The organism is Hydrogenophaga aquatica (assembly GCF_054780915.1).
In genome coordinates, this window is sequence record NZ_BAAGVK010000027.1 from 63,161 (window position 1) to 84,827 (window position 21,667).

Consider the following 21,667-nt stretch of genomic DNA (forward strand, 5'->3'; position numbering starts at 1 on the left):
AGAGAGCCCATGGAATTCATCGACCTCAAGAGCCAATACCAACGGCTCAAACCCCAGATAGATGCGGCGATCCAGCGCGTACTGGAGCACGGCCAGTACATCCTCGGGCCTGAAGTGGCCGAGCTGGAAGAGAGGCTGGCGGCCTACACTGGCGCCAAGCACTGCATCAGCGTGGCCAACGGAACCGACGCATTGCAGATTGCGCTGATGGCCTTGGGCGTGGGGCCGGGAGATGAAGTCATCACCCCAGGCTTCACCTACATCGCCACGGCCGAGACCGTGGCCTTGTTGGGCGCCAAGCCAGTCTACGTGGACATCGATGCTCGTACCTACAACCTCGATCCGGCCCTGCTGGAAGCGGCCATCACACCCGCTACCCGAGCCATCATCCCGGTTAGCCTGTACGGGCAGTGCGCCGACTTTGACGCCATCAACGCCATCGCGGCGCGCCACGGTATTCCCGTGATCGAGGACGCCGCGCAGAGTTTTGGTGCCAGCTACAAGGGGCGCAAGAGCTGCAATCTCAGCACCATTGCCTGCACCAGCTTTTTCCCGAGCAAGCCTCTCGGCTGTTACGGTGATGGTGGTGCCGTCTTCACGAGTGATGACGAGTTGGCCAAGGTCATGCGCCAGATCGCGCGCCACGGGCAGGACCGGCGCTACCACCATGTGCGCGTGGGGGTGAACAGCCGGCTTGACACGCTGCAGGCCGCAATCCTGTTGCCCAAGCTTGCTGTGTTGGACGAGGAGCTGGCGCAACGCCAGGAGGTCGCTGCGGGTTACGCCAGCCTGCTAGGCAGCATCGGACTGAAGACGATGCCGGTGGTCGAGCCGCACAACGTCAGCGCCTGGGCGCAGTACACCGTGCGCGTACCGACCCGCGAGGCGGTACAGAAGCATCTGGCCGAGGCGGGGATTCCCACGGCGGTCCACTACCCCATTCCCCTGAACAAACAGCCTGCGGTTGCCGACGCGTCCGTGCGGCTACCTGTTGGTGACGAGTTATCCCGGGTTGTCCTTAGTCTGCCCATGCACCCAGTGCTCGCGCGGCGCGACCAGGAGCGGATCGTGGCTGCGCTTCAAGTCGCAGTGGCGAAGAGCTAGCCCCTTTTTGATTCGGTCCAGTGTAAATGCCGGTGCCGTTCGTCCATGTCCATCAAGTCTTTGTTCTCCAGTTCGGCGATCTACCTCCTGGCAAACCTCGCCAGTGCTTCCATGCCATTTGCGCTGCTGCCGGTACTGACGCGCTTTCTTGGTCCGACGGAGTACGGTATGGTGGCGATGTTCCAGGCACTGGTGGCCGGTCTGGGGGCGGTGGTCGGTTTCGGCGTGGTCGGCTCGATTGCTCGCAAGTACTACGACTTGGATTCCAGTACACACCAGTTGCGCGATTTCATCGGCGTCTGTCTCCAGATCACCTTGGTCAGCAGCCTGCTGGCCCTGCTCGGCGTGGTGGTATTGCAGGGTTTGATCGACGAATGGCTTGGGCTCGATCTGCGTTGGGCCGTTGTGGCGGTGGCTGTGGCGACTGCCACGGTTTTGGTGCAGATTCGCCTAAGTCAGTGGCAGGTCAAAGGCGAGGCGGTGCGTTATGCCGTGCTGCAGACGGCCCATAGTGGTCTTGCGGTTGTGCTTTCTCTGGTCGCCGTAGTGGTGTGGCGAATGGGGGCCGATGGACGGATTCTGGCTATCGCCCTGGCGATCTGCGTGTCAGCCCTGGTGGCCGTGTGTCTGCTGTATCGTGATGGGCTGCTGCGCTTGAGAGTTTGGAATGTGCCGTACGTACCATTCTGTTGGCCATGCCCAGTATTGGTCGCAAGCGCCGCAACGAAATCCTCAGCCAGATTACCAGTGCTCGGGCAACGGTGCGCACCTTGCCCAGTCTGTCTGACCTGGCGCAGGGGCGAGTGAGTGTGTCGGACCTGCAGGAGCTGGACATTGACGACCTGCTGGGCCGTGAGCCCGTGGCGCCGAACCACATTCTGTTGGCCCGGAACATTCTGGGTAAGGTCGTCATGGTTACCGGCGCGGGTGGCTCCATAGGCAGTGAACTGTGCCGCCAGATTTTGAGTGTGGGCCCCTCAACCTTGCTATTGATCGAGCAGAGCGAGTTTGCGCTGTATGGCATTCACCAGGAGTTGGAAGAAAAGTTGGCAGGCGGCGCAGTGAAGCTGGTGCCGCTGTTGGCGTCGGTACAAGACGTCGACCGGATGCACGAAATCATGTCCACCTGGCGGCCCGAAACGGTTTACCACGCTGCCGCATACAAGCACGTGCCTTTGGTGGAACATAACCCGGCAGAGGGTGTGAAGAACAACGTGCTGGGCACGCTGAACACGGCCCGTGCTGCCATGGAAAATGGTGTGACCGACTTTGTGCTCATCAGCACAGACAAAGCGGTTCGGCCGACCAATATCATGGGAGCCAGCAAACGGCTTGCAGAGATGGTGTTGCAAGCATTGGCTGCGAATGAGCCTGGCACCAAATTCACAATGGTTCGCTTTGGAAACGTGCTTGGGTCGTCGGGCTCGGTGGTTCCCCGGTTCCGACAGCAGATCCGTGATGGCGGCCCCATCACACTGACCCATCCGGAAATCACCCGCTACTTCATGACCATTCCCGAAGCTGCACAGTTGGTGATTCAGGCGGGCGCGATGGCCAAAGGCGGCGACGTGTTTGTGTTGGACATGGGGGAATCGGTCAGGATCATGGACCTGGCGCGGCGCATGGTGGAGTTGTCTGGGTTGACGGTGCGCGACGAAGATCACCCGGACGGCGACATCGAGATTGAAATCACCGGCTTGCGTCCGGGCGAAAAGCTCTACGAAGAACTGCTGATTGGCGACAATCCGAAGCCGACCAATCACTCAAGGATCATGAAGGCCCATGAGGAGCTCTTGCCCTGGGCAGAGCTGGAGCCAAGGTTGCAGGCTCTGGACATGGCCTTGAATGTCAACGACATCGGTGTCATCCGGCAAATGCTGCAGCAGCTGGTTGCCGGTTATGTGCCGAATGGCGAGATCGTTGACTGGGTTTACTTGGCGCAAGAAGCCGAGGCGAAAGCCGTCAATCTGGGGGGCTGAACGCCCCTGCATGCAAACTCAAGGCGCCAACAACTCGTCAATCGGCTTCAGGTCTTCTGCCCCCAGCGCCCCGCTGGCCTGTTTGAGCCGCAGGTTGCCCACCAGCACGTCGTACCGGGCTTTGGCCAGGTTGGCTTTGGTCTGGAACAGTTGGCTTTGGGCATTCAACACGTCGATGTTGATGCGCACGCCCACCTGGTAGCCCACTTGGTTGGCTTCCAGGGCGCTTTGGCTGGAAGCCTCGGCTGCCTCCAGCGCCTTGACCTGCCCCATGCCCGACACAACGCCAAAATAGGCCGTGCGCGTGGCTTGCGCAGTGCCGCGCTTGGCGGCTTCCAGATCGGTGCGGGCCTTTTCCTGCAGGGCAAGGGTTTCTGCAATGCGGTTCTGCACCGCGCCGCCCGTGTACAGCGGCAGGTTGAACTGCACCCCCACCGTGGCAGTGTTGTTGCGGGCGTAGGGGAAGGGGGGGGACGACCCTGCGCCGCGCGCCATCTGGTACTGGGCCGTGGCGTCTACGGTTGGGCCCTTGGCAGCCTCGGCTTTGCGGGTTTCCAGTTGGGCGATTTCCAGTCCCGTGCTGGCCTGGCGTACCAACGGGTGTTCGGTCTCTGCGCGGCGGGTCCACACGTCCAGATCGGTCGGTTGAAGCGCGGGCAGCTCCTTGCCTGGCACCAGGCGCCACGGGGTGGTGCCGCCACGGCCTACGAGCTGGTCCAGAGCAAGCTTCTTCACGCGCAGGTCGTTTTCGGCGGCAATTTCGCGGGCTATCACCAGGTCGAACTGGGCCTGCGCTTCGCGCGTGTCGGTGATGGTGCTGGTGCCCACTTCGAAATTGCGCTTGGCGGCAGCCAATTGCTGTTCCACGGCCGCTTTCTGGGCCTTGACGAAGGTCAGGTTGTCTTCTGCAGCCAGCACGTTGAAGTAGGCATCCGCCAGCCGCACGATGAGGGTCTGTTCGGCGTTTTGCAGCTGCGCCTCGGCCGCCTGCAGCGACTTTTGGGCCTGTTCCACGGCCAGCCGGTTGGCCGGACGGTACAGCGGCTGGCTGGCCGCAAGTGCCGCGCTTTGGGCATTGCGGGTGCGGTCAAAGCCTGCCACGTCGCTGTCTATGCTGGACCAGTTGGCCCCGGCCGTCAGTGCCACGTTAGGGCGCACACCTGCATACGCCTGTTCAGCCTTGGCCTGGTCGGCCTCGTACTGGGCGCGGGCCGACAGGTAGGTGGCGTCGTAGGCTTTGGCAGCTTCGTACAGGCTTTGCAGGTTCTGTGCCTGAGCAGGCATTGCCAAGAATGACGCCACGGCAGCCAAGGCCAGGGCGTGGCGCTGGAACGTGGGAGCATAGGAAGCGTGGCGTTTTGTCATGGTGGGGCCTGAGTGAGAGTAGTGAGTCAGTAACGCGGAACAGACGGGTCCACTTCATGCGACCAGGCATCGATACCGCCGTGGATATTCACCACGTTGTCGTACCCCTGGTTCTTGAGGAAGTAGGCCACCTGGGCACTGCGGCCGCCGTGGTGACACAGGCAGGCAATGTGCTGGTCGCGGGGCAGTTCGTTCAGGCGTGCGGGAATGCTGCTCATGGGCATGTGCACCAGCTCGAAGCCCTGCGCCTTCACGCAAGCGGTCTGCACCTCCCAGGGCTCGCGCACGTCCAGCACCAGAGGCAGGCCCTGAGCGCCTTCGCTCTTGCACTGTTGCAGCCAGTCGGCCAGTTGGGCGGGGCGGATGCTTTGAATCACGTCAGGCTCCAGGCTCAGAACTGGAAGCGGGTGGGCTCGGGCACGTTCTGCAGCCGGGCGGCCACGGTGTCCCAGGGCTGTTCGGTATGGAACGTGGCGGGGCCAACGCGGCGCACGATGGTGGCGCGCATGACTGGCTCCTGGCCCACCACCGCCCACAAGCGGCCGCCAGTCTTGAGGAGTTCCAGCAGGTCGGCAGGCACCTCGGCCACCGAGCCGCTGAGGATGATGGCGTCGTAAGGCGCGGCACTGGCGCAGGCTGCAAAGCGGTGAGCGGCGGCGTCGGCTTCCCGGACGTCCACGTTGGAAATGCCTGCACGTTGCAGGTTGTCGCGTGCCTGGCGTGCCAGCGCGGGGTCGATTTCCATCGTGAGCACGCGGGCACACAGCTTGGACATCAGCGCGGCCATGTAGCCAGAGCCCGTGCCGATTTCGAGCACGTTGTCGGTGGGTTGCAGGGCCAGGTCTTGCAGCGCACGTGCTTCCACCTTGGGGGCGAGCATGCACTGGCCTTCGCGGGCCGGGGTCGCCAGGGGAATTTCCATGTCGGCCAGGGCCATGCTCTCGTAGGCGGCGGGCACAAACTGCTCGCGCTTGAGTTCGCCCAGCAGTGCAAGCACGTCAGGATCCAGCACCTCCCAGGGGCGGATCTGCTGCTCAATCATGTTGAAGCGGGCCTTCTCGAAGTCGAAGGAGGGGGTGCCAGTGCTCATAAATACTCCGGTGGGTATATTAGCCGATTCTTGATCATTTTACTTAACGGCGGGGAGTGCATTCGCGGAGCCGGCCTGCAGCAGGCCACCCAGAACCAGCTGGGCCTGCGTTTCAATGAAGGTTTCGGGGTCGATGGGCTGGGTGCTGGCAACGCAGGGGGCCATGGAGTGTTTCCAGAGCATCAGGAACATCATTGGCGAGATGAGGGCGTAGATGCCGTAATCCAGGTCGATGGGGCGGAATTCCCCCCGGGCGATGCCCCGTTGCAGGATGCGCTTGAGCAGCAGGTTGCCGGGGAGGATGACCTCTTGTTCGTAGAAGGCGGCGATTTCCGGGAAGTGCGCCGCCTCCGTCATGACCAGTTTGGTGATGCCCGACAGCCGGGTTGCCCCCAGCCGTTGCCACCATTGATGAAGGCAGTAGCGCACCATCTCTTCAGTGGTGCCGGTGAATCCTTCGAATTCGGCCTGCCATTCCGTGAAAAGACCAGAAAGGTTCTGGCGCACCACGGCCTTGAACAACTCCTCTTTGCTGGGGAAGTACAGGAACAGCGTGCCCTTGGAAACGCCAGCGCGGCGCGCCACCTCCTCCACGCGGGTGGCGGCGTAGCCTTTTTCAACGAACAGGTCGAGCGCGGCGTCCAGCAACTCGCCGGGGCGGGCTTCCTTGCGTCGGGCGCGTTTGGCGGTGAGGGAGGGGGTTTCCATGTAAATTAATGACCGGCGGGTTATTAATGTAACTCCGAATGGCTTAACCGTATACCCACTCGGGTAATTTGGCCGTTGTCTACCTGCCGGACACTGAATTCCGCGTGCCCCAGGCTGGCGTGGTCACCTTCCACGGCGGGGCGCAGCAGGCAGGCTTGCAGCCATTGGGCAACGGTCTGCCCGCTGGTGCCGTCGGCCAGGGGCAGCCCATAGAAGGCGCACAGGTCCGCCAGAGGCGTGTGTCCCGGCACTTCGAAATCCCCGAAGATGGTCCGGGCCTTGGCCACATCGTCGGCATCGGGCAGCGCAACCTGGGTGCGGCGTGCACTCCAGGCGATGGTGGAGCCCTGCAGCAGCAGTGAGGCGAGCACCACCACGAAGGCGACGTTGAAGTAGGTCTTGGCACCATCAACACCCGCCATGACCGGGAAAACGGCCAGGACAATGGGCACAGCCCCCCGCAGGCCGACCCAGGAAATGAAAGTGATTTCCTTGCCGGTGAAGCGCAAGGGTTTGAGGCAGAGCCAGACCGTCAGGGGCCGCGCCACCAGCATCAGCACAGCGGCAACGCCCAGCGCGGGCCACAGCGTGCGCAGAGCGTCGGTGGGCGTGACCAGCAGACCCAGCAGCAGGAACATGCCAGCCTGTGAAAGCCACGCAAAACCGTCCATGGCCGACATGGCTGGTGCCACGTTCTGCGACGCGCGGTTGCCCGTGACCACGCCGAACACATAGACCGCCAGGAAGCCCGAGCCACCCAGCCAGGTGGTGAGCGCGAAAACACTCATGCCAGCAGACAGGATGAGCAGCGCCCGTGCACCGCCCCCGGCGTCGAGCCACGGCGTGAGCTTGTGGAGCAGTGCCGCAAACCCGGCGCCACAGCCAACCCCAAGCAGCGTGCCCCAGCCGAACTGCAGTGCGAGGTTGATGACCGTTTCCTGCCACGTAGGGGCGGGCAAGGTGGTGGTGCTGGCCAGCGCCCAGCCGATGAGCGCCAGCGTGAGGTACACGGCCATCGGGTCGTTCATGCCCGATTCAATTTCCAGTGTGGCGGCCACCCGTTCATTGAGCCTGACGCCAGAGGACTTGAGCAAGGCGAACACGGCCGCGGCATCGGTGGAGCCAACAATGGCACCCAGCAGCAGTGCCAGAGGCCAGCTGAGGTCCAGCAGCCAGTGCGCGGCTACACCCGTGGCGCCTGCGCACAGCACAACCCCTAGCGTGGCCAGCCACAGTGCGGGTTTGAGTCCCGTGCGAAAGGTGGTGAACTGTGTGCGCAGGCCACCATCGAGCAAGATGACGGCCAGCGCCACGTTGCCTACCCAGAAGCTCAGCCTGAAGTCGTTGAACTCAACACCGCCGGGGCCATCCTGCCCCAGAAGCATGCCCGCAAACAGGAAGACGAGCAGGAACGAAAACCCCAGCCGCGCCGAAAACAGGCCGGCCAGCAGGCTGAGCAACACCAATCCCGCGGCGGTAAGAAGGGGAATGGCCATGAAGTCTAGAGATGGCATCATCGTGTACCGAACCTAGCACAAAAGCGTTGGAGTCTGACGATGAATGGCATGCAAGTGGTGGGCCTGGGTGGCGGCTGTTTCTGGTGCACGGAGGCAGTGTTCGTGCGGGTCAAGGGCGTGGTGGATGTGGAGTCTGGCTACTGCAACGGCCAGCACCCCAATCCCAGTTATGAGGACGTGTGCACCGGCGCCACGGGGCACGTGGAGGTGGTGCGGCTGACCTACGACCCCGAGGTGATCGGGTTGCGGCAACTGCTGCAGATTTTCTTTGCGGTGCACGACCCCACCACCCTGAACCGGCAGGGCCACGACGTGGGAACGCAGTACCGCAGCGGCATTTACTGGACAGACCCGGCGCAGGAGGCTGTGGCCAGGGAGGTGATGGCGGAGCTGGAGGCCGATGGGGGCTACGGCGCGCCGCTGGTGACCGAGGTGCTGCCCCTGAGCAATTACCACCCCGCCGAGGAATACCACCAGGACTACTTCGAGAAGAATCCCTACCAGGGTTACTGCCTGGCCGTGGCCGCCCCCAAGGTGGCGAAGCTGAAGAAGGTCTTCACGCAGTGGGTGCGGTGACGCACGGACTCGCCGCTAAGATCGGCGGGTGAACTTCGCCAGCCATCCCGTATTCGTTTCCCTGACCCCGGTGTTCCTTCTGATTGCCGTCGGCTTCGCTGCCGGGCGGCGCGATTGGATTCGCGCAGACGCGGTGAGGGACCTCTCCAACCTGGTCTTCCTGCTGCTGATTCCCGCGTTGCTGTTCCGCACCATGAGCAATGTGCACGTGGAGCAGCTGGATCTGCGGCCGCTGGCAGCCTATTTCCTGGCGGCGCTGGCGCTGCTGGCGGCGTCCATGGTCTGGCGCGGCTTCAACTGCCGCAGCGTGGTGCTGGGGCTGGCGGGCGTGTTCTCGAACATGGTGATGATCGGCATCACCCTCATCGGTCTGGCTTACGGGCAGGCGGGTGTGGTGACCCTGCTGACACTGGTGTCGGTGCACGCCCTCATCCTGCTCACGGTGGGGTCGATCGTCCTGGAACTTGCGGCTGCCCGTGCGGCACGAGCGAGTGGCGGCGAGGCGCCCCACGTGCTGGCCACGGCGTGGTCCGCGTTCAAAGGGTCGCTGATCCACCCGATTCCGTTGCCCATCTTGAGTGGCCTGCTCTTTGCGCAGTCGGGCTGGACGCTGCCCGGGGTGGTGGACAAGCCGCTGCAGTTGCTGGGCAACGCTTTCGGGCCGCTGTCGCTCGTGCTGGTGGGGGTGAGCCTGGCGCGCACCCCCATGGCCGGGCACTGGCGGCCTGCCCTGGTGGTGACGTTGTCGAAGAACCTGGTGTTGCCCTTGCTGGTGGGGCTGAGCGCCTGGGCCTTTGGCATCACTGGGTTGCCGCTGACGGTGATGGTGGTGGCCGCTGGCCTGCCCATTGGGGCCAATGTGTTCCTGTTTGCCCAGCGCTACAACGTGGTGCAGGACCTGACCACCGCGTCCATGGGGGTGTCCACGGTGATGTCGCTGTTCACCCTCAGCCTGCTCATGGTCATCATGTCCTGGCTGGGGGCTTGAGCGGCTTCACTGGCTGATCTTCAGCCCTTCCTGCACCTGATACTCGAAATAGCGCTGGAAGCTGAACACCACGCCGGACATCAGGGCGATGGCGCCGAACATGAGGGCGAACACCACGGCACCGATGGTGAACCAGTTGGTGTGGCCGGGTTTGGCGTCAGCCGCCAGACCAGGGTTGTGGCGGGCGTTCCAGCGTTCCTTGTCGGTGAGCGCGTAGAGGATGGCCGTGAGGCAGGTGTACGCGATGAAGAAACCGAGGATGGGCAGCAGCACCCAGGACAGTTGATCGTCCTGCCCCAGGGTGTTTACCCGCTCTATGCCCCACAGGCCGATGGCCGTTGGAATGGGGTGCAGCCAGGCCCACAGGTCGCCTGGCCCGTAAAGGTAGAGGCGGTGCAGCCCCAGGGGTCCACCCAGGAAGGCGAGCCAGGCGGCGATGGTCTTGTTCTTCGCGCGGGTGCGCGGCAATGCGGTGGTGGTGTCCATGCGTGGCAGTGTGTTCAATCGCCGGAAAGTTCCGCGCCCGGCTCGGTGCTGTCGCCCGGCCCGATGCTTTTGTCCATCAGCACGATGTCCAGCCAGCGCCCGAACTTCCAGCCGCAGGATTTGACCACGCCCACATTCTGAAAGCCCAGTGAACGGTGCAGGCCCACCGATCCGGCGTTGGCAGAGTCGCCGATCACAGCCATGACCTTGCGCACGCCCACCGCTTCGCAGCGGGCCAGGAACTCGCTCAGCAGCGCCCGCCCAAGCCCCTTGCCCTGCTGGCCGGGCGCCAGGTAGATGGAGTCCTCCACCGAATAGCGGTAGGCGGCGCGTGGCTTGAACCAGTTGCCGTAGGCGAAGCCGATCACCGCCCCGTGCTCCTCGGCCACCAGGTAGGGCAGCCCTTTGGAGAGGACGTCGGCACGGCGGGCGGCCATGTCGGCCTCGGACGGAGGTTCGGTTTCAAAGGTGCCGGTGCCGTGCAGCACATGGTGGGCGTAGATGCTGGTGATGGCCGCAACGTCGGCGTCTGCACTGGGGCGGATGAGGATCATGACAGGAAGGGGGTGGTCTGGTTATAATGAAAAGCTTTGCAACGTTTCGCTGGCCGGGTGGTCAGTCGTGTGTCTCAGGCGTTGCGAAACTTTGTAGTACCACCCGAAGGATAAATCATGGTCGTCATTCGACTCTCCCGCGGCGGCGCCAAGGCCCGTCCGTTCTACAACATCGTTGTTGCAGACAAGCGCAACCGCCGCGACGGCCGCTTCATCGAGCGCATCGGCTTCTACAACCCCCTGGCCAAGGGTGGTGAAGAGCCCCTGCGCATTGCCCAGGACCGCCTGACCTACTGGATGGGCGTGGGTGCACAGCCTTCCGAGACCGTTGATCGCCTGATCAAGCAGGCCGCCAAGGCTGCCCCGGCTGCTGCCTGAACGGGCTGACTGCTCGCATGGCTGCCGTGCCCGGCCTGGAACCAGCGCCTTTGCCGCTTGACGCGGTAGAGGTGGGCCGGGTGCAGGAAGCCTGGGGCATCAAGGGGTGGGTGCGTGTGCATTCGCACAGTGCCGACCCCGAGGTGCTCTTTCAAGTCAAACGCTGGTACCTTGCTCCGCCGCAAGGGCGTTATGCCCGTGGTTTCGATGCCTTCACGGGCAGCGTGGCCTTGGTCGCGGCAGAGGTCAAGGCTCATGCCGACGGCATGGTTGCCCGGCTGGAGCCGGTGGCTGACCGCAACGCCGCCGAAGCGCTCAAGGGTGCACGCATCTTTGTTTCGCGCGCTGATTTTCCGGCCCCCAGTGGCCCTGATGAATATTACTGGGTCGATCTGATCGGCCTGGACGTGGTGAACCGCGAAGGTGTGCACCTGGGTGTAGTGCGCGACCTGCTGCCCACGGGCCCGCATTCCGTGCTGTGCCTGGAATACACCGAAGGCGACAAGACGCTGGAGCGGATGATCCCCTTTGTGTCGGTCTACGTGGACCACGTGGATGTGCCGGGCAAGCGCATCACCGTGGACTGGCAGCCCGACTATTGAAGCGCCGGGCCCCGCCAAGCGAACGAGGGCGCCGCACATGCGTTTTGATGTCATCACCCTGTTTCCCGAGCTGTTCGGGCCTTTCCTGACCCAGGGGGTCACGCGGCGCGCCTTCGAGTCTGGGCAGGTGCAGGTGAAACTGTGGAACCCGCGCGATTTCGCGCAGGGCATGTACCGCCGGGTCGATGACAGGCCTTTTGGTGGCGGCCCTGGCATGGTGATGATGGCCGAGCCGCTGTTCCGTTGCTGGCAAGCCATCCGTGACGATCGCGCTGAGACCGAGCTGGCGCCAACGGTGCTGTTTTCTCCCTTGGGTGAGCGTCTGGCGCACCCCGTGGTGGAGCGCTTTGCCCACGCTGCCGGGGCCATTCTGGTGTGCGGGCGCTACGAGGGGCTGGATCAGCGCTTCATCGACGCGTGCGTGGACGTGCAGATCAGCCTGGGTGACTTTGTTCTGTCTGGCGGAGAGATTGCGGCGCTGGCCTTGCTGGATGCCGTGACACGCCTGCAGCCTGGTGTGCTGAACGACGAGGGCAGCCACCAGCAGGACAGCTTTAACCCCGCGCTGGACGGCTTGCTGGATTGCCCGCATTACACGCGACCCGAGGTATGGGAAGGCCCTGCGGGTGAGGCAGGCGTGCCGCCGGTGTTGCTGTCGGGGCACCACGGCCATATCGAGGCCTGGCGGCGACAGCAGCGGCTGCTGGCGACGGCAAAGTTGCGGCCTGACGTGCTGGCTGAAGTGCGCCGGGCGGGCGGGCTTGCGCCGCAGGACGAGCGCTGGTTGCGCGAGCACTTGAAGGGTTGACTGGCCGCGCGCTATAATGGCGGGCTTTCGATCCTCTGGCTGGCCGCCTTGATCGGGTGCGCCCAGGTTGGCGCCTTGAAATCCAGGCCTTTTGTGCAGCGCAGCCATGATCGAGATTCAAGGAAACCATGAACCTGATCCAAACCCTTGAGCAAGAAGAAATTGCTCGCCTGAACAAGGAAATCCCCGCATTCGCGCCCGGCGATACCGTGATCGTCAGCGTGAACGTCATCGAAGGCAACCGCAAGCGCGTGCAGGCCTACGAAGGCGTGGTGATTGCCAAGCGCAACCGTGGCCTGAACTCCAGCTTCATCGTGCGCAAGATCTCCAACGGCGAAGGCGTGGAGCGTACGTTCCCCCTGTACAGCCCCCTGATCGCCAAGATCGAGGTCAAGCGCCGTGGTGATGTGCGTCGTGCCAAGCTGTACTACCTGCGTGAGCGCAGCGGCAAGTCTGCCCGCATCAAGGAAAAGCTGGGCGCGTAAGCTGCCGGCTTCAGCCAAGAAAAACGCCTCCTTGCGAGGCGTTTTTTTATTCCCCCGCGCATTGCTTTGCGGGGCATGGCGTGGGGTCAGAGCTCCTCGACGCGTTTGGGCGGGTAGCTGTCCCAGCTCTGGCAGCCCGGGCAGTGCCAGAAGTACTGGCGTGCTTCGAAACCGCACGCGGCGCAGCGGTAGCGCTTGAGGGGCTCCGATGAGCGCTCGAGCGCTGTCTTGACCAGTTGCTCCTGGTCGGCGTTGCCGAAATGCTCTCCGGCCAGCCAGAGGGATGCTGCCACCAGGGAAGGTTCGCTGCGAAGGTGCTCGATGTAGAGCTGCCGACCTTGGGCGGCATCGTCCTGCAAGCTGGCCAACGCCTGTGTGATGTCCAGCGAAATGGGGTGTGACGCCCGATACGCCTCAAGGATGGCGCGCGCCCGTTCTGTCTGGTGGCACAGGCGCGACCATTGGGTCAGGCTGTGTGCCACGAGCGGCAGGTGTGACGGTACCCTGCGGGACAGTTCCTCCAGGGCTTGCAGCGCCCCTTCGGTATTGCCAAGGGACTGACGCATGTCCGCCAGGGCGATCCATCCCCGGGCGGAAGAGGGGGTGCGAGTGACCAGAGCCTCCAGCAGGGTCAGCGCTTCGGCGGTCTTGCCCTGGCGGCGCCAGGCCTCGGCTTGTTCGCAGCGGTAGTGGGCCTGCCTGAGTTCAAAGGACCCATGCTCCTGGCCCTCAAGGTGCGACGCTGTGTTGGCCGCCTGTTCCCAATCACGCGAACGTTCGTAGATGGCCAGCAAGGACAGCCGGGCTTCTGCTTCAAAGGCTGTGCCCTCCAGCTTGCGCAAGGCGTTCTCGGCCCGGTCCAGCAACCCGGCCTTGAGGAAGTCTTGCGCCAGCGCGTGCTGCGCTCGGTCTCGGTCCTTGCCGGAAAGGTCGCCTCGCTGGAGCAGGTGCTCGTGCACCCTGACGGCGCGGTCGTAGTCGCCGCGCCTGCGAAACAGGTTGCCCAGGGCAAAGTGCAATTCGGACGTGTCGGGGTCGTTCTGTACGGCTTCAATGAAGGCGTCGATCGCCTGGTCCTGCTGTTCGTTGAGCAGGTGGTTCAGACCGCGAAAATAGGCGCGGGGCGCCTGTCGGCCTTCAAGGCGCCATTGGCGCAGGTCGAAGCGGGAGGCTACCCAGCCCAGGGCAAATGCCACGGGCAATGCCCAGAGCAGCCAGGCAAAATCAAATTCCATGCGGAGGGGTGTCGTCGTTGGGGGCTGTGGATGCCACGGCTGGGTTGGCCTGCCTGGATGGGGCATGAGCGCGCTTTGCACGTAGCCAGATGGGCAGCATCACCGCGATGCCCAGGAAGACACCCAGCGCCAGGGCGATCAGAAGCACCAGCACCAAAGGCGCTTGCCAGTGTGCTCCGAAGAACAGGTTGACCTGTACCGCCTCCTGGTTGTTCAGGGCGAAAGCGAACAGGGTAAAAAAAATGGCTGCCTTGAGCAGCCACGAGAGGTACTTCACACAATCCCCCAGGTGGTGGAAGGATTGTAGCGGCGAAGGCCGCGTGTCAGGCGCCTTGCCCCAGCGCCCGTGGCGTGTGGGCGTCCACCTGCTCGCGCAGGGCTTTGCCTGGTTTGAAGTGCGGGACGCGCTTTTCAGGAATGGCGACACTTTCGCCCGAGCGCGGATTGCGTCCCATGCGCGCGGGGCGGTGGTTGACCGAGAAGCTGCCGAAGCCGCGTATCTCGATTCGCTGCCCCTGAACCAAGGCTTCGGACATGGCTTCCAGGATGGCCTTGACGGCCAGTTCGGCATCGCGCTGCCCCAGTTGGCTGAACTGGGCCGCGAGAGCTTCGACGAGATCGCTGCGTGTCATGTTGCTGAATGCTTGGAACGTGAAAAGGGCCCGACGCTTGAACAGCACCGGGCCCCAGTGCAAGGGTTAAGAATTAACCGTTGTTGCTGTTGTCCAGCTTGGCACGCAGCAGGGCGCCCAGGCTGGTGGTGCCAGCGTTGCCAGAAGACTGGCTCAGGGTAGCCATGGCTTCTTGCTGGTCAGCGGCGTCCTTGGCCTTGATCGACAGCTGGATGTTGCGGGTCTTGCGATCCACGTTCACCACCACGGCGGTCACTTCATCGCCTTCCTTCAGCACGTTGCGGGCGTCTTCCACGCGGTCGCGGGAGATTTCCGAAGCGCGCAGGTAGCCGATGACGTCTTCGCCCAGGTCGATCTCGGCACCCTTGGCGTCGACGGTCTTGACCTTGCCGGTAACGGTGGCGCCCTTGTCGTTGATCGACACGAAGGTGGTGAAGGGGTCGGAATCCAGCTGCTTGATGCCCAGGCTGATGCGCTCGCGCTCGACGTCCACGCCCAGCACCACGGCTTCAACTTCCTGGCCCTTCTTGTAGTTGCGAACGGCGGCTTCGCCGGTTTCGTTCCAGGACAGGTCGGACAGGTGCACCAGGCCGTCGATACCGGCAGCCAGACCCACGAACACGCCGAAGTCGGTGATGGACTTGATGGGGCCCTTGACCTTGTCGCCGCGCTTGGTCTGCTCGGCGAACTCGTGCCACGGGTTGGCCTTGCACTGCTTCATGCCCAGGGAGATGCGACGCTTGTCTTCGTCGATTTCCAGGACCATGACTTCGACCTCGTCGCCCAGCGACACGATCTTGTTGGGGGCCACGTTCTTGTTGGTCCAGTCCATTTCGGACACGTGCACCAGACCTTCGATGCCGGGTTCCAGTTCCACGAACGCGCCGTAGTCGGCGATGTTGGTGACCTTGCCGAACATGCGGGTGCCGGAGGGGTAGCGGCGAGCCACGCCCATCCAGGGATCGTCACCCATTTGCTTGAGGCCCAGGCTGACGCGCTGCTTCTCGGCGTCGAACTTGAGGACCTTGGCGGTGACTTCCTGGCCAGCCTGCACCACCTCGGAGGGGTGACGCACACGGCGCCATGCCATGTCGGTGATGTGCAGCAGACCGTCGATGCCGCCCAGGTCCACGAACGCACCGTATTCGGTGATGTTCTTGACCACGCCGGTAACGATGGCGCCTTCTTTCAGGGTTTCCAGCAGCTTGGCGCGCTCTTCGCCCATGGAAGCTTCGACCACGGCGCGGCGGCTCAGCACCACGTTGTTGCGCTTGCGGTCCAGCTTGATGACCTTGAATTCCAGGGTCTTGTTCTCGTAAGGCGTGAGGTCCTTGGTGGGACGGCTGTCGACCAGCGAACCGGGCAGGAACGCGCTGATGCCGTTGACCATGACCTTGAGGCCGCCCTTGACCTTGGCGCCGGTGGTGCCGGTGACGAAATCGCCGGATTCCAGGGCCTTTTCCAGGGCCATCCAGGATGCAAGGCGCTTGGCCTTGTCGCGGGACAGGATGGTGTCGCCGTAGCCGTTCTCCACGGCTTCCACGGCCACGGACACGAAGTCACCCACTTGGACTTCGAGTTCGCCCTGGTCGTTCTTGAATTCGCTGATGGGCACGTAGGCTTCGGACTTCAGGCCGGCGTTGACCACCACGTGGTTGTGCTCGACGCGAACGACTTCGGCGGTGATGACCTCGCCCGGGCGCATTTCGGCGCGCTTCAGCGATTCTTCAAACAGGGCGGCAAAAGATTCAGACATGTAGTTTCCTAGGCCACGCACCCGGCTGAATGGTTGAGAGCGCGTGGCATGTACAAAGACGCATCACCTGGCGGCGAGGCGGGTTGCAGGTTGAGAACCCTGGAGCCTGCGGGTGACAGAACACCCGGCGGGGCCTTCGGGGCCGGCCTCCCTTGCGGGAGGTTTCTGGTTCACACCCCCCGGAAGGGGCGCTTGGCCTGCCACCAGTCCAACACCTGCTGCACCGATTGCTCGATGGTTTGCTCGGAGTTGTCCAGCTGGAAGGCGTCTTCGGCTGGCTTCAGGGGAGCGTCCTTGCGTGACATGTCGCGCTCGTCGCGTGCCTTGAGGTCAGCCAAAAGGTCTGCAAGTTTAGCAGGGATTCCCTTGGAAATCAACTGCTTATGGCGGCGGTCGGCCCGCTTTTCGGCGCTGGCCGTCAGGAACACCTTGAGCGGTGCGCCGGGGAAGATGACGGTGCCCATGTCGCGCCCGTCAGCCACCAGACCGGGCAGGGCGCGGAAGCGGTGCTGCAGGTCAAGCAATGCCTGGCGCACCTGTGGCAGGGCAGAGACGCGCGATGCCGCCATGCCTGCGGCTTCGGTGCGAACGGCGTCGCTAACGTCTTCGTCTTGCAGCAGCACCTTGCCCGCAGCAAAGCTCACGGGCAGCGTGGCTGCGAGTTCTCCCAGACGGCTGGCGGTTTGGGGTTGTGCAAGGGACGCGGCGTCGGTGGCAATGCCTGCGCGCTCGGCGGCCAGGCCCACCAAGCGGTACAGCACGCCAGAGTCGAGCAGGCCGTAGCCGAGGGCGGCAGCCACTTCAGTGGCCAGCGTCCCCTTGCCCGACGCGGTGGGGCCGTCGATGCAGATGACGGGGATGTCGCTGGCCTCCGCCTGGCAGACGCTGAAGAGCGTTTCGAAGTAGTCCGGGAAGGTCTTGGCGACGCACTTCGGGTCTTCGATGCGCACGGGCACCCGCGCGGGGTTGAACGTGGCCAGCGAGAAGCACATGGCCACGCGGTGGTCGTCGTAGGTGTGGATGCTGGCGGCTTTCCAGGCCTGCGGCGGGGAGACGCGGATGTAGTCCGGCCCTTCCTCTACCGTGGCGCCCAGCTTGCGCAGTTCGCAGGCCATGGCGGCAATGCGATCGGTTTCCTTCACGCGCCAGCTGGCAATGTTGCGCAGGGTGGTGGTGCCGTCGGCATATAGCGCCATGACGGCCAGGGTCATGGCCGCGTCGGGTATGTGGTTGCAGTCCAGATCGATGGCCTTGAGCGGCCACGCCCCACGGCGGATGTGCAACTGGTTGGCGCTGCCTGTGACCACGGCCCCCATCGCTTGCGCGGCTTCCACGAAGCGGATGTCGCCCTGGATGGACGACAGGCCCACACCTTGGATGGTGATGCCGTCTTGCCCGGCGCTGGCGGGTGCCAGCGCGCCGAGTGCGATGAAGTAGCTGGCGGAGGACGCGTCGCCTTCCACATGGATGCTGCCGGGCGAACGGTAGCGGCTGCCAGCGGGAATGGTGAAGCGCTGCCAGCCATCGCGCTGCACGGTCACGCCAAAGCGCTGCAGCAATTGCAGGGTGATCTCGATGTAGGGTTTGGAGATGAGTTCGCCCACCACTTCGATGACGACATCGTTCTGCGCGACGAGCGGCAAGGCCAGCAGCAGTGCGGTGAGGAACTGGCTGGAGACATCGCCGCGCACGCGGATGGCTTCACCGAGCTTCAGCGCCATTGGGTTGCCGTGGCCCAGGCGCAGGGGCGGGTAGCCTTCGTTGCCCAGGCACTGTACCGGGCAGCCCAGTTGGCGCAAGGCGTCTACCAAGTCGCCGATGGGGCGCTCGTGCATGCGCGCGATGCCGCTGAGTTCAAAGTCGCCGCCGTGCGTGGAGGCCAGCAGGGCCAACGCTGCAGTTAGCGGGCGCATGGCCGTGCCCGCGTTGCCCAGGAACAGCTTGGCGTTGCGCACTGGCAACTGGCCGCCCAGGCCACGCACCTTCACGCTCTGGCCGCCCAGGCGTTCCACCTGGCAGCCCAGCGTGTCGAGTGCGGCCAGCATGACGCGGGTGTCGTCCGAGTCCAGCAGGTCGTGAATGGTGGTTTCACCTTCGCTCAACGCGGCCAGCAGAAGCACGCGGTTGGAAATGCTCTTGGAGCCCGGCAGGGTGACGGTGCCACCGGCGCTGCGCAGGGGGGGGAGGTCGAGGAAGGGAATCGCGTACATGAGGAATTCAGAGGGCGGGCGGTGTCTGGCAGGCCGGTGCGGCCCCAGGGAGTTGCCATTGGGCGCGGGCGTCGCTCGCGCGCTGGATCAGTGAGCGCAAGGCCTCGGCGTTGCCGGAGCGCATGGCGGCCTGCAGTGCGTCGAGCGCCGCGCGGAAGTGCTCGGACTGGCGCAGCACTTCGGCCTGGTTGGCCATCAGGATGTCGCGCCAGACGCTGGGGTCGCTGGCGGCGATGCGGGTGAAGTCGCGGAAACCGGGGCCTGCCAGTTCCAGGAACTCGCGGGCCTGTGGTTGCCCTTCGATGGCGTTCATGGCAGCGAAAGCCAGCAAATGGGGCAGGTGGCTGACCGTGGCGTAGGCGGCGTCATGGGCCTCGGGGCTCATCAGGCGCACCTGGCTGCCCAGGGCCGTCCAGACCTGGCGTGCCCTTTCCACTTGTTCGGCAGCGGTTTCGGGCAGCGGCGTGAGAATGACCTGCCGCCCACGGTACAACGTGGCTTCGGCGTGATCGACGCCGGCGCGCTCCTTGCCCGCGATGGGGTGCGCGGGCACGAACCCGGCCAACTGTTCCTTCAACGCCCGGCGCGCGGCGGCCACCACGTCGGTCTTGGTGGAGCCCACATCCATCACCAGCGTCTGCGGGCCAACCAGGTGCCGCATCGCCTTGAAAGTGTCTTCCGTGGCCGCCACAGGGACGGCCAGCAGCACGATGTCGGCGCCGGACACAGCCAACAGCGCGGAAGGCGCTTCCACGTCAATAACGCCCAGTTCGCGGGCGCGCTGCATGGTGCTGGGCGACTTGCTGTAGCCCGCCACGCGCTTGACCAGTCCGGCCTGTTTGAGCGCCAGGGCGAAGGAGCCGCCCATCAGGCCGCAGCCGATCAGACCGAGTTGTTCGAACATCTGCCAGTGCTCCGTGCCGGGGTCAGTCGGTCACCGGGTAGGCACCCAGGATCTTGTAGTAGGCGCACAGGCTTTGCAGTTCCTTGAGCGCGGTGGCCACGTGCGGCTGAGACGGGTGGCCCGCAATGTCGATGTAGAAGTAGTACTCCCACTGCCCGGACTTGGCCGGGCGGGATTCGAAGCGCGTCATGGACACGCCATGGTTCTTGAGCGGCACCAGCAGGTCGTGCACCGCGCCCGGGCGGTTGGGCACCGAGACGACCAGGCTGGTGCAGTCCTTGCCGGATGCGGGCGGCATGGCCATGGTCTGCGGCAGGCAGATGATGGCAAAGCGGGTGCGGTTGTAGGCCTCGTCCTGGATGGCGTGCGAGACGATGTGCAGGCCGAACTGGGCCGCTGCACGTTCACTGGCGATGCCGGCCCAGGCTGGGTTGGTGGCCGCCAGCCGCGCCCCTTCGGCGTTGCTGGACACCGCTCGCCGCTCGGCGTTGGGCAGGTGGGTGGACAGCCATCCCTGGCACTGGGCCAGGGCTTGTGGGTGCGCCATGACGACCTCAATGCCGTCCAGCGAATTCACCTGACGCAGCAGGTTGTGGCGCACCAGCAGGCTTACCTCGCCGACCACGTGCACTGGCGAGCGCAGGAACAGGTCGAGCGACCGCGCCACCACGCCTTCGGTGGAGTTCTCCATGCCCACCACGCCGTACTGTGCGGTGCCCGCAGCTGTGGCGTGGAACACCTCGTCGAAGTTGGCGCAGTAGATGAGGTTGGCGGCGCTGCCGAAGAACTCGATGGCAGCCTGCTCGCAGAAGGTGCCTTGCGGGCCCAGCACGGCCACGCGCTGCGGTGCTTCCAGCGCCAGGCAGGCAGACATGATCTCGCGCCAGATGGAGGCCACGTGCTGGTTGAGCAAAGGGCCCTGGTTGTTGGTCTGGATCTTCTCGATGACCTGGGCCACGCGGTCCGGGCGGAAGAAGGGCGAGCCTTCGGCACGCTTGATTTCGCCGACCTTTTCGGCCACCAGGGCACGTTGGTTCAGCAGGCTCAGCAGTTGCTGGTCGATGGCGTCGATCTGCACGCGCAGCGCGCCCAGCGCCTCGCTCTGCACGGGGCCTGTGGGGGCCGGTTTCGGGTCGGTCATGTGGGAATGTCTCCGTGGCTGCGGCGGGCCCGTCAGGCCTGTGTTTTTTCGAATTCGCGCATGAAGTCGACCAGTGTCTGCACGCCTGCCAGCGGCATGGCGTTGTAGAGGCTGGCGCGCATGCCGCCCACCGACTTGTGGCCCTTGAGCTGCAGCAGGCCGCGCGCCTTGGCTTGCGCCAGGAAGGCGTCGTTGCGCGATTCGTCACGCAGCAGGAAGGGCACGTTCATGCGCGAGCGGCAGGCCTTGTCCACCTTGTTGACGTAGAGCTGCGAGCCATCGATGAAGTCGTACAGGAGCTTGGCCTTGGCGATGTTGCGCGCCTCCATGGCCGCAACGCCAGTGAGTGCGCCTTCTTGCTGGGCCTTGAGCCACTGGAACGTGAGCCCCGCCATGTAGATGCTGTACGTGGGCGGCGTGTTGTACATGGAGTGGTTGTCGGCCACGGTCTTGTAGTCGAACGCGCTGGGGCAGATCTGCAGGGCATGGCCCAGCAGGTCTTCGCGCACCACCACAAGCGTGACACCGGCCGGACCGATGTTCTTCTGGGCGCCACCGAAGGCCAGGCCGACGCGCGACCAGTCCACCGCGCGCGACAGCACGTGGGAAGAAAAGTCGATGACCAGTGGTACGTCGCAGCCCAGTGCGCGCAGGTCGGGCAGTTCCTGAAACTCCACGCCGTGGATGGTTTCGTTGCTGCACAGGTGCACGTAGCTGGCGTCTTCGCGCAGTTGCCAGGTGGCGGCGTCCGGAATCGCGGTGAAGCCACTGTCTGCGCCGCTGGCCGCCACACGGGCGTTGCCGTACTTCTGGCCTTCCTTGGCGGACTTCTGGCTCCAGCTGCCCGTGACGACGAAATCGATGGCCTGTGAAGGCCGCAGGCCTGCCAGGTTCATGGGCACGATGGCATTTTCAGCCAGGCCGCCACCCTGCATGAACAGCACGCGGTAATTGGACGGCACGGCCAGCAACTCGCGCAAGTCGGCTTCTGCCTGTTCGCAGATGGAGATGAACTCCTTGCCGCGGTGACTCATCTCCATCACGCTCATGCCGCTGCCATGCCAGTCGAGCATTTCGGCGGCTGCCTTGCGCAGCACGTCCTCGGGCATGGCCGCAGGGCCGGCGGAAAAGTTGTAGGGGCGGGTCATG

General features: G+C 64.2%; 22 protein-coding genes and 2 pseudogenes. 9 read left to right on the forward strand and 15 right to left on the reverse strand.

The features are described 5' to 3' along the window. Positions 1–9: 9 nt before the first annotated feature. The 3 genes and pseudogenes from ACYVHH_RS17710 to ACYVHH_RS17720 form a co-directional block, all read left to right on the forward strand. Positions 10–1,104, forward strand: a complete 1,095-nt coding sequence (locus tag ACYVHH_RS17710) for a DegT/DnrJ/EryC1/StrS family aminotransferase (RefSeq protein WP_460566667.1) — start codon at positions 10–12, stop codon at positions 1,102–1,104. A gap of 45 nt (positions 1,105–1,149) precedes the next feature. Further along, positions 1,150–1,722, forward strand: a pseudogene (locus tag ACYVHH_RS17715) (oligosaccharide flippase family protein); the annotation flags it as partial. Between the two features lie 56 nt (positions 1,723–1,778). Then, positions 1,779–3,083 (forward strand): annotated as a pseudogene (locus ACYVHH_RS17720) (polysaccharide biosynthesis protein); the annotation flags it as partial. An 18-nt stretch (positions 3,084–3,101) separates the two neighbouring features. Here the strand turns inward: ACYVHH_RS17720 and ACYVHH_RS17725 are convergent. The 5 genes from ACYVHH_RS17725 to ACYVHH_RS17745 are packed head-to-tail and all read right to left on the reverse strand — an operon-like array spanning position 3,102 to position 7,763. Next, positions 3,102–4,448: a TolC family outer membrane protein gene (locus ACYVHH_RS17725; RefSeq protein WP_460566669.1), complete on the reverse strand. Its 1,347-nt coding sequence runs from the start codon at positions 4,446–4,448 to the stop codon at positions 3,102–3,104. A gap of 26 nt (positions 4,449–4,474) precedes the next feature. Then, the gene (locus ACYVHH_RS17730) at positions 4,475–4,825 is read right to left on the reverse strand and encodes a rhodanese-like domain-containing protein (protein ID WP_460566671.1); all 351 of its coding nucleotides are present in this window, start codon (positions 4,823–4,825) and stop codon (positions 4,475–4,477) included. Between the two features lie 14 nt (positions 4,826–4,839). Then, positions 4,840–5,538 carry a protein-L-isoaspartate O-methyltransferase family protein gene (locus ACYVHH_RS17735; RefSeq protein WP_460566673.1) on the reverse strand — a complete coding sequence of 233 codons (699 nt, stop codon included), beginning with the start codon at positions 5,536–5,538 and terminating at the stop codon, positions 4,840–4,842. Between the two features lie 39 nt (positions 5,539–5,577). Further along, positions 5,578–6,246: a TetR/AcrR family transcriptional regulator gene (locus tag ACYVHH_RS17740; protein ID WP_460566675.1), complete on the reverse strand. Its 669-nt coding sequence runs from the start codon at positions 6,244–6,246 to the stop codon at positions 5,578–5,580. 23 nt (positions 6,247–6,269) lie between these two features. Beyond that, positions 6,270–7,763 (reverse strand): potassium/proton antiporter, encoded by a 1,494-nt coding sequence (locus tag ACYVHH_RS17745; protein WP_460566677.1) that lies wholly within the window; start codon positions 7,761–7,763, stop codon positions 6,270–6,272. A gap of 39 nt (positions 7,764–7,802) precedes the next feature. Between ACYVHH_RS17745 and msrA the strand changes: the two genes are divergently transcribed. After that, the gene (msrA, locus tag ACYVHH_RS17750; protein ID WP_460566679.1) at positions 7,803–8,339 is read left to right on the forward strand and encodes a peptide-methionine (S)-S-oxide reductase MsrA; all 537 of its coding nucleotides are present in this window, start codon (positions 7,803–7,805) and stop codon (positions 8,337–8,339) included. Between the two features lie 28 nt (positions 8,340–8,367). Next, positions 8,368–9,327: an AEC family transporter gene (locus ACYVHH_RS17755; RefSeq protein WP_460566681.1), complete on the forward strand. Its 960-nt coding sequence runs from the start codon at positions 8,368–8,370 to the stop codon at positions 9,325–9,327. A gap of 6 nt (positions 9,328–9,333) precedes the next feature. On the opposite strand, the gene ACYVHH_RS17760 is transcribed toward ACYVHH_RS17755, so the two are convergent. Together ACYVHH_RS17760 and ACYVHH_RS17765 are read right to left on the reverse strand one after the other, a co-directional pair. Then, positions 9,334–9,813, reverse strand: coding sequence for a TM2 domain-containing protein (locus ACYVHH_RS17760; RefSeq protein WP_460566683.1), 480 nt, complete (start codon positions 9,811–9,813; stop codon positions 9,334–9,336). 14 nt (positions 9,814–9,827) lie between these two features. Then, positions 9,828–10,367 carry a GNAT family N-acetyltransferase gene (locus ACYVHH_RS17765; protein ID WP_460566685.1) on the reverse strand — a complete coding sequence of 180 codons (540 nt, stop codon included), beginning with the start codon at positions 10,365–10,367 and terminating at the stop codon, positions 9,828–9,830. A gap of 117 nt (positions 10,368–10,484) precedes the next feature. Between ACYVHH_RS17765 and rpsP the strand changes: the two genes are divergently transcribed. The 4 genes from rpsP (at position 10,485) to rplS (ending at position 12,640) form a co-directional block, all read left to right on the forward strand. Continuing rightward, positions 10,485–10,745: a 30S ribosomal protein S16 gene (rpsP, locus tag ACYVHH_RS17770; RefSeq protein ID WP_460566687.1), complete on the forward strand. Its 261-nt coding sequence runs from the start codon at positions 10,485–10,487 to the stop codon at positions 10,743–10,745. Between the two features lie 17 nt (positions 10,746–10,762). Beyond that, positions 10,763–11,347: a ribosome maturation factor RimM gene (gene rimM / locus ACYVHH_RS17775; protein ID WP_460566689.1), complete on the forward strand. Its 585-nt coding sequence runs from the start codon at positions 10,763–10,765 to the stop codon at positions 11,345–11,347. A gap of 37 nt (positions 11,348–11,384) precedes the next feature. Beyond that, on the forward strand, positions 11,385–12,155 hold the full coding sequence (gene trmD, locus ACYVHH_RS17780; protein ID WP_460566691.1) for a tRNA (guanosine(37)-N1)-methyltransferase TrmD: 771 nt from the start codon (positions 11,385–11,387) through the stop codon (positions 12,153–12,155). Between the two features lie 128 nt (positions 12,156–12,283). Continuing rightward, positions 12,284–12,640, forward strand: a complete 357-nt coding sequence (gene rplS, locus ACYVHH_RS17785; RefSeq protein WP_460566693.1) for a 50S ribosomal protein L19 — start codon at positions 12,284–12,286, stop codon at positions 12,638–12,640. A gap of 86 nt (positions 12,641–12,726) precedes the next feature. Here the strand turns inward: rplS and lapB are convergent, their stop codons facing one another. The 8 genes from lapB to serC all read right to left on the reverse strand — a co-directional run bounded on the left by lapB (position 12,727) and on the right by serC (position 21,666). After that, positions 12,727–13,875 (reverse strand): lipopolysaccharide assembly protein LapB, encoded by a 1,149-nt coding sequence (lapB, locus tag ACYVHH_RS17790; protein WP_460566695.1) that lies wholly within the window; start codon positions 13,873–13,875, stop codon positions 12,727–12,729. Next, on the reverse strand, positions 13,865–14,152 hold the full coding sequence (locus tag ACYVHH_RS17795) for a LapA family protein (protein WP_460566697.1): 288 nt from the start codon (positions 14,150–14,152) through the stop codon (positions 13,865–13,867). Before ACYVHH_RS17795 ends, lapB begins: the two co-directional genes overlap by 11 nt. 46 nt (positions 14,153–14,198) lie before the next feature. Beyond that, on the reverse strand, positions 14,199–14,507 hold the full coding sequence (locus ACYVHH_RS17800; RefSeq protein WP_460566699.1) for an integration host factor subunit beta: 309 nt from the start codon (positions 14,505–14,507) through the stop codon (positions 14,199–14,201). A 73-nt stretch (positions 14,508–14,580) separates the two neighbouring features. Beyond that, complete coding sequence (rpsA, locus tag ACYVHH_RS17805; protein ID WP_460566701.1) at positions 14,581–16,263, reverse strand: 30S ribosomal protein S1; 1,683 nt, start codon at positions 16,261–16,263, stop codon at positions 14,581–14,583. A 170-nt stretch (positions 16,264–16,433) separates the two neighbouring features. Beyond that, positions 16,434–18,473, reverse strand: coding sequence for a bifunctional 3-phosphoshikimate 1-carboxyvinyltransferase/cytidylate kinase (locus ACYVHH_RS17810; RefSeq protein ID WP_460566703.1), 2,040 nt, complete (start codon positions 18,471–18,473; stop codon positions 16,434–16,436). 7 nt (positions 18,474–18,480) lie between these two features. Further along, positions 18,481–19,377 carry a prephenate dehydrogenase gene (locus ACYVHH_RS17815; protein ID WP_460566705.1) on the reverse strand — a complete coding sequence of 299 codons (897 nt, stop codon included), beginning with the start codon at positions 19,375–19,377 and terminating at the stop codon, positions 18,481–18,483. A 22-nt stretch (positions 19,378–19,399) separates the two neighbouring features. Beyond that, on the reverse strand, positions 19,400–20,518 hold the full coding sequence (pheA, locus tag ACYVHH_RS17820; protein ID WP_460566707.1) for a prephenate dehydratase: 1,119 nt from the start codon (positions 20,516–20,518) through the stop codon (positions 19,400–19,402). A gap of 32 nt (positions 20,519–20,550) precedes the next feature. Then, positions 20,551–21,666, reverse strand: a complete 1,116-nt coding sequence (gene serC, locus ACYVHH_RS17825) for a 3-phosphoserine/phosphohydroxythreonine transaminase (RefSeq protein WP_460566709.1) — start codon at positions 21,664–21,666, stop codon at positions 20,551–20,553. Position 21,667: the final 1 nt, after the last annotated feature.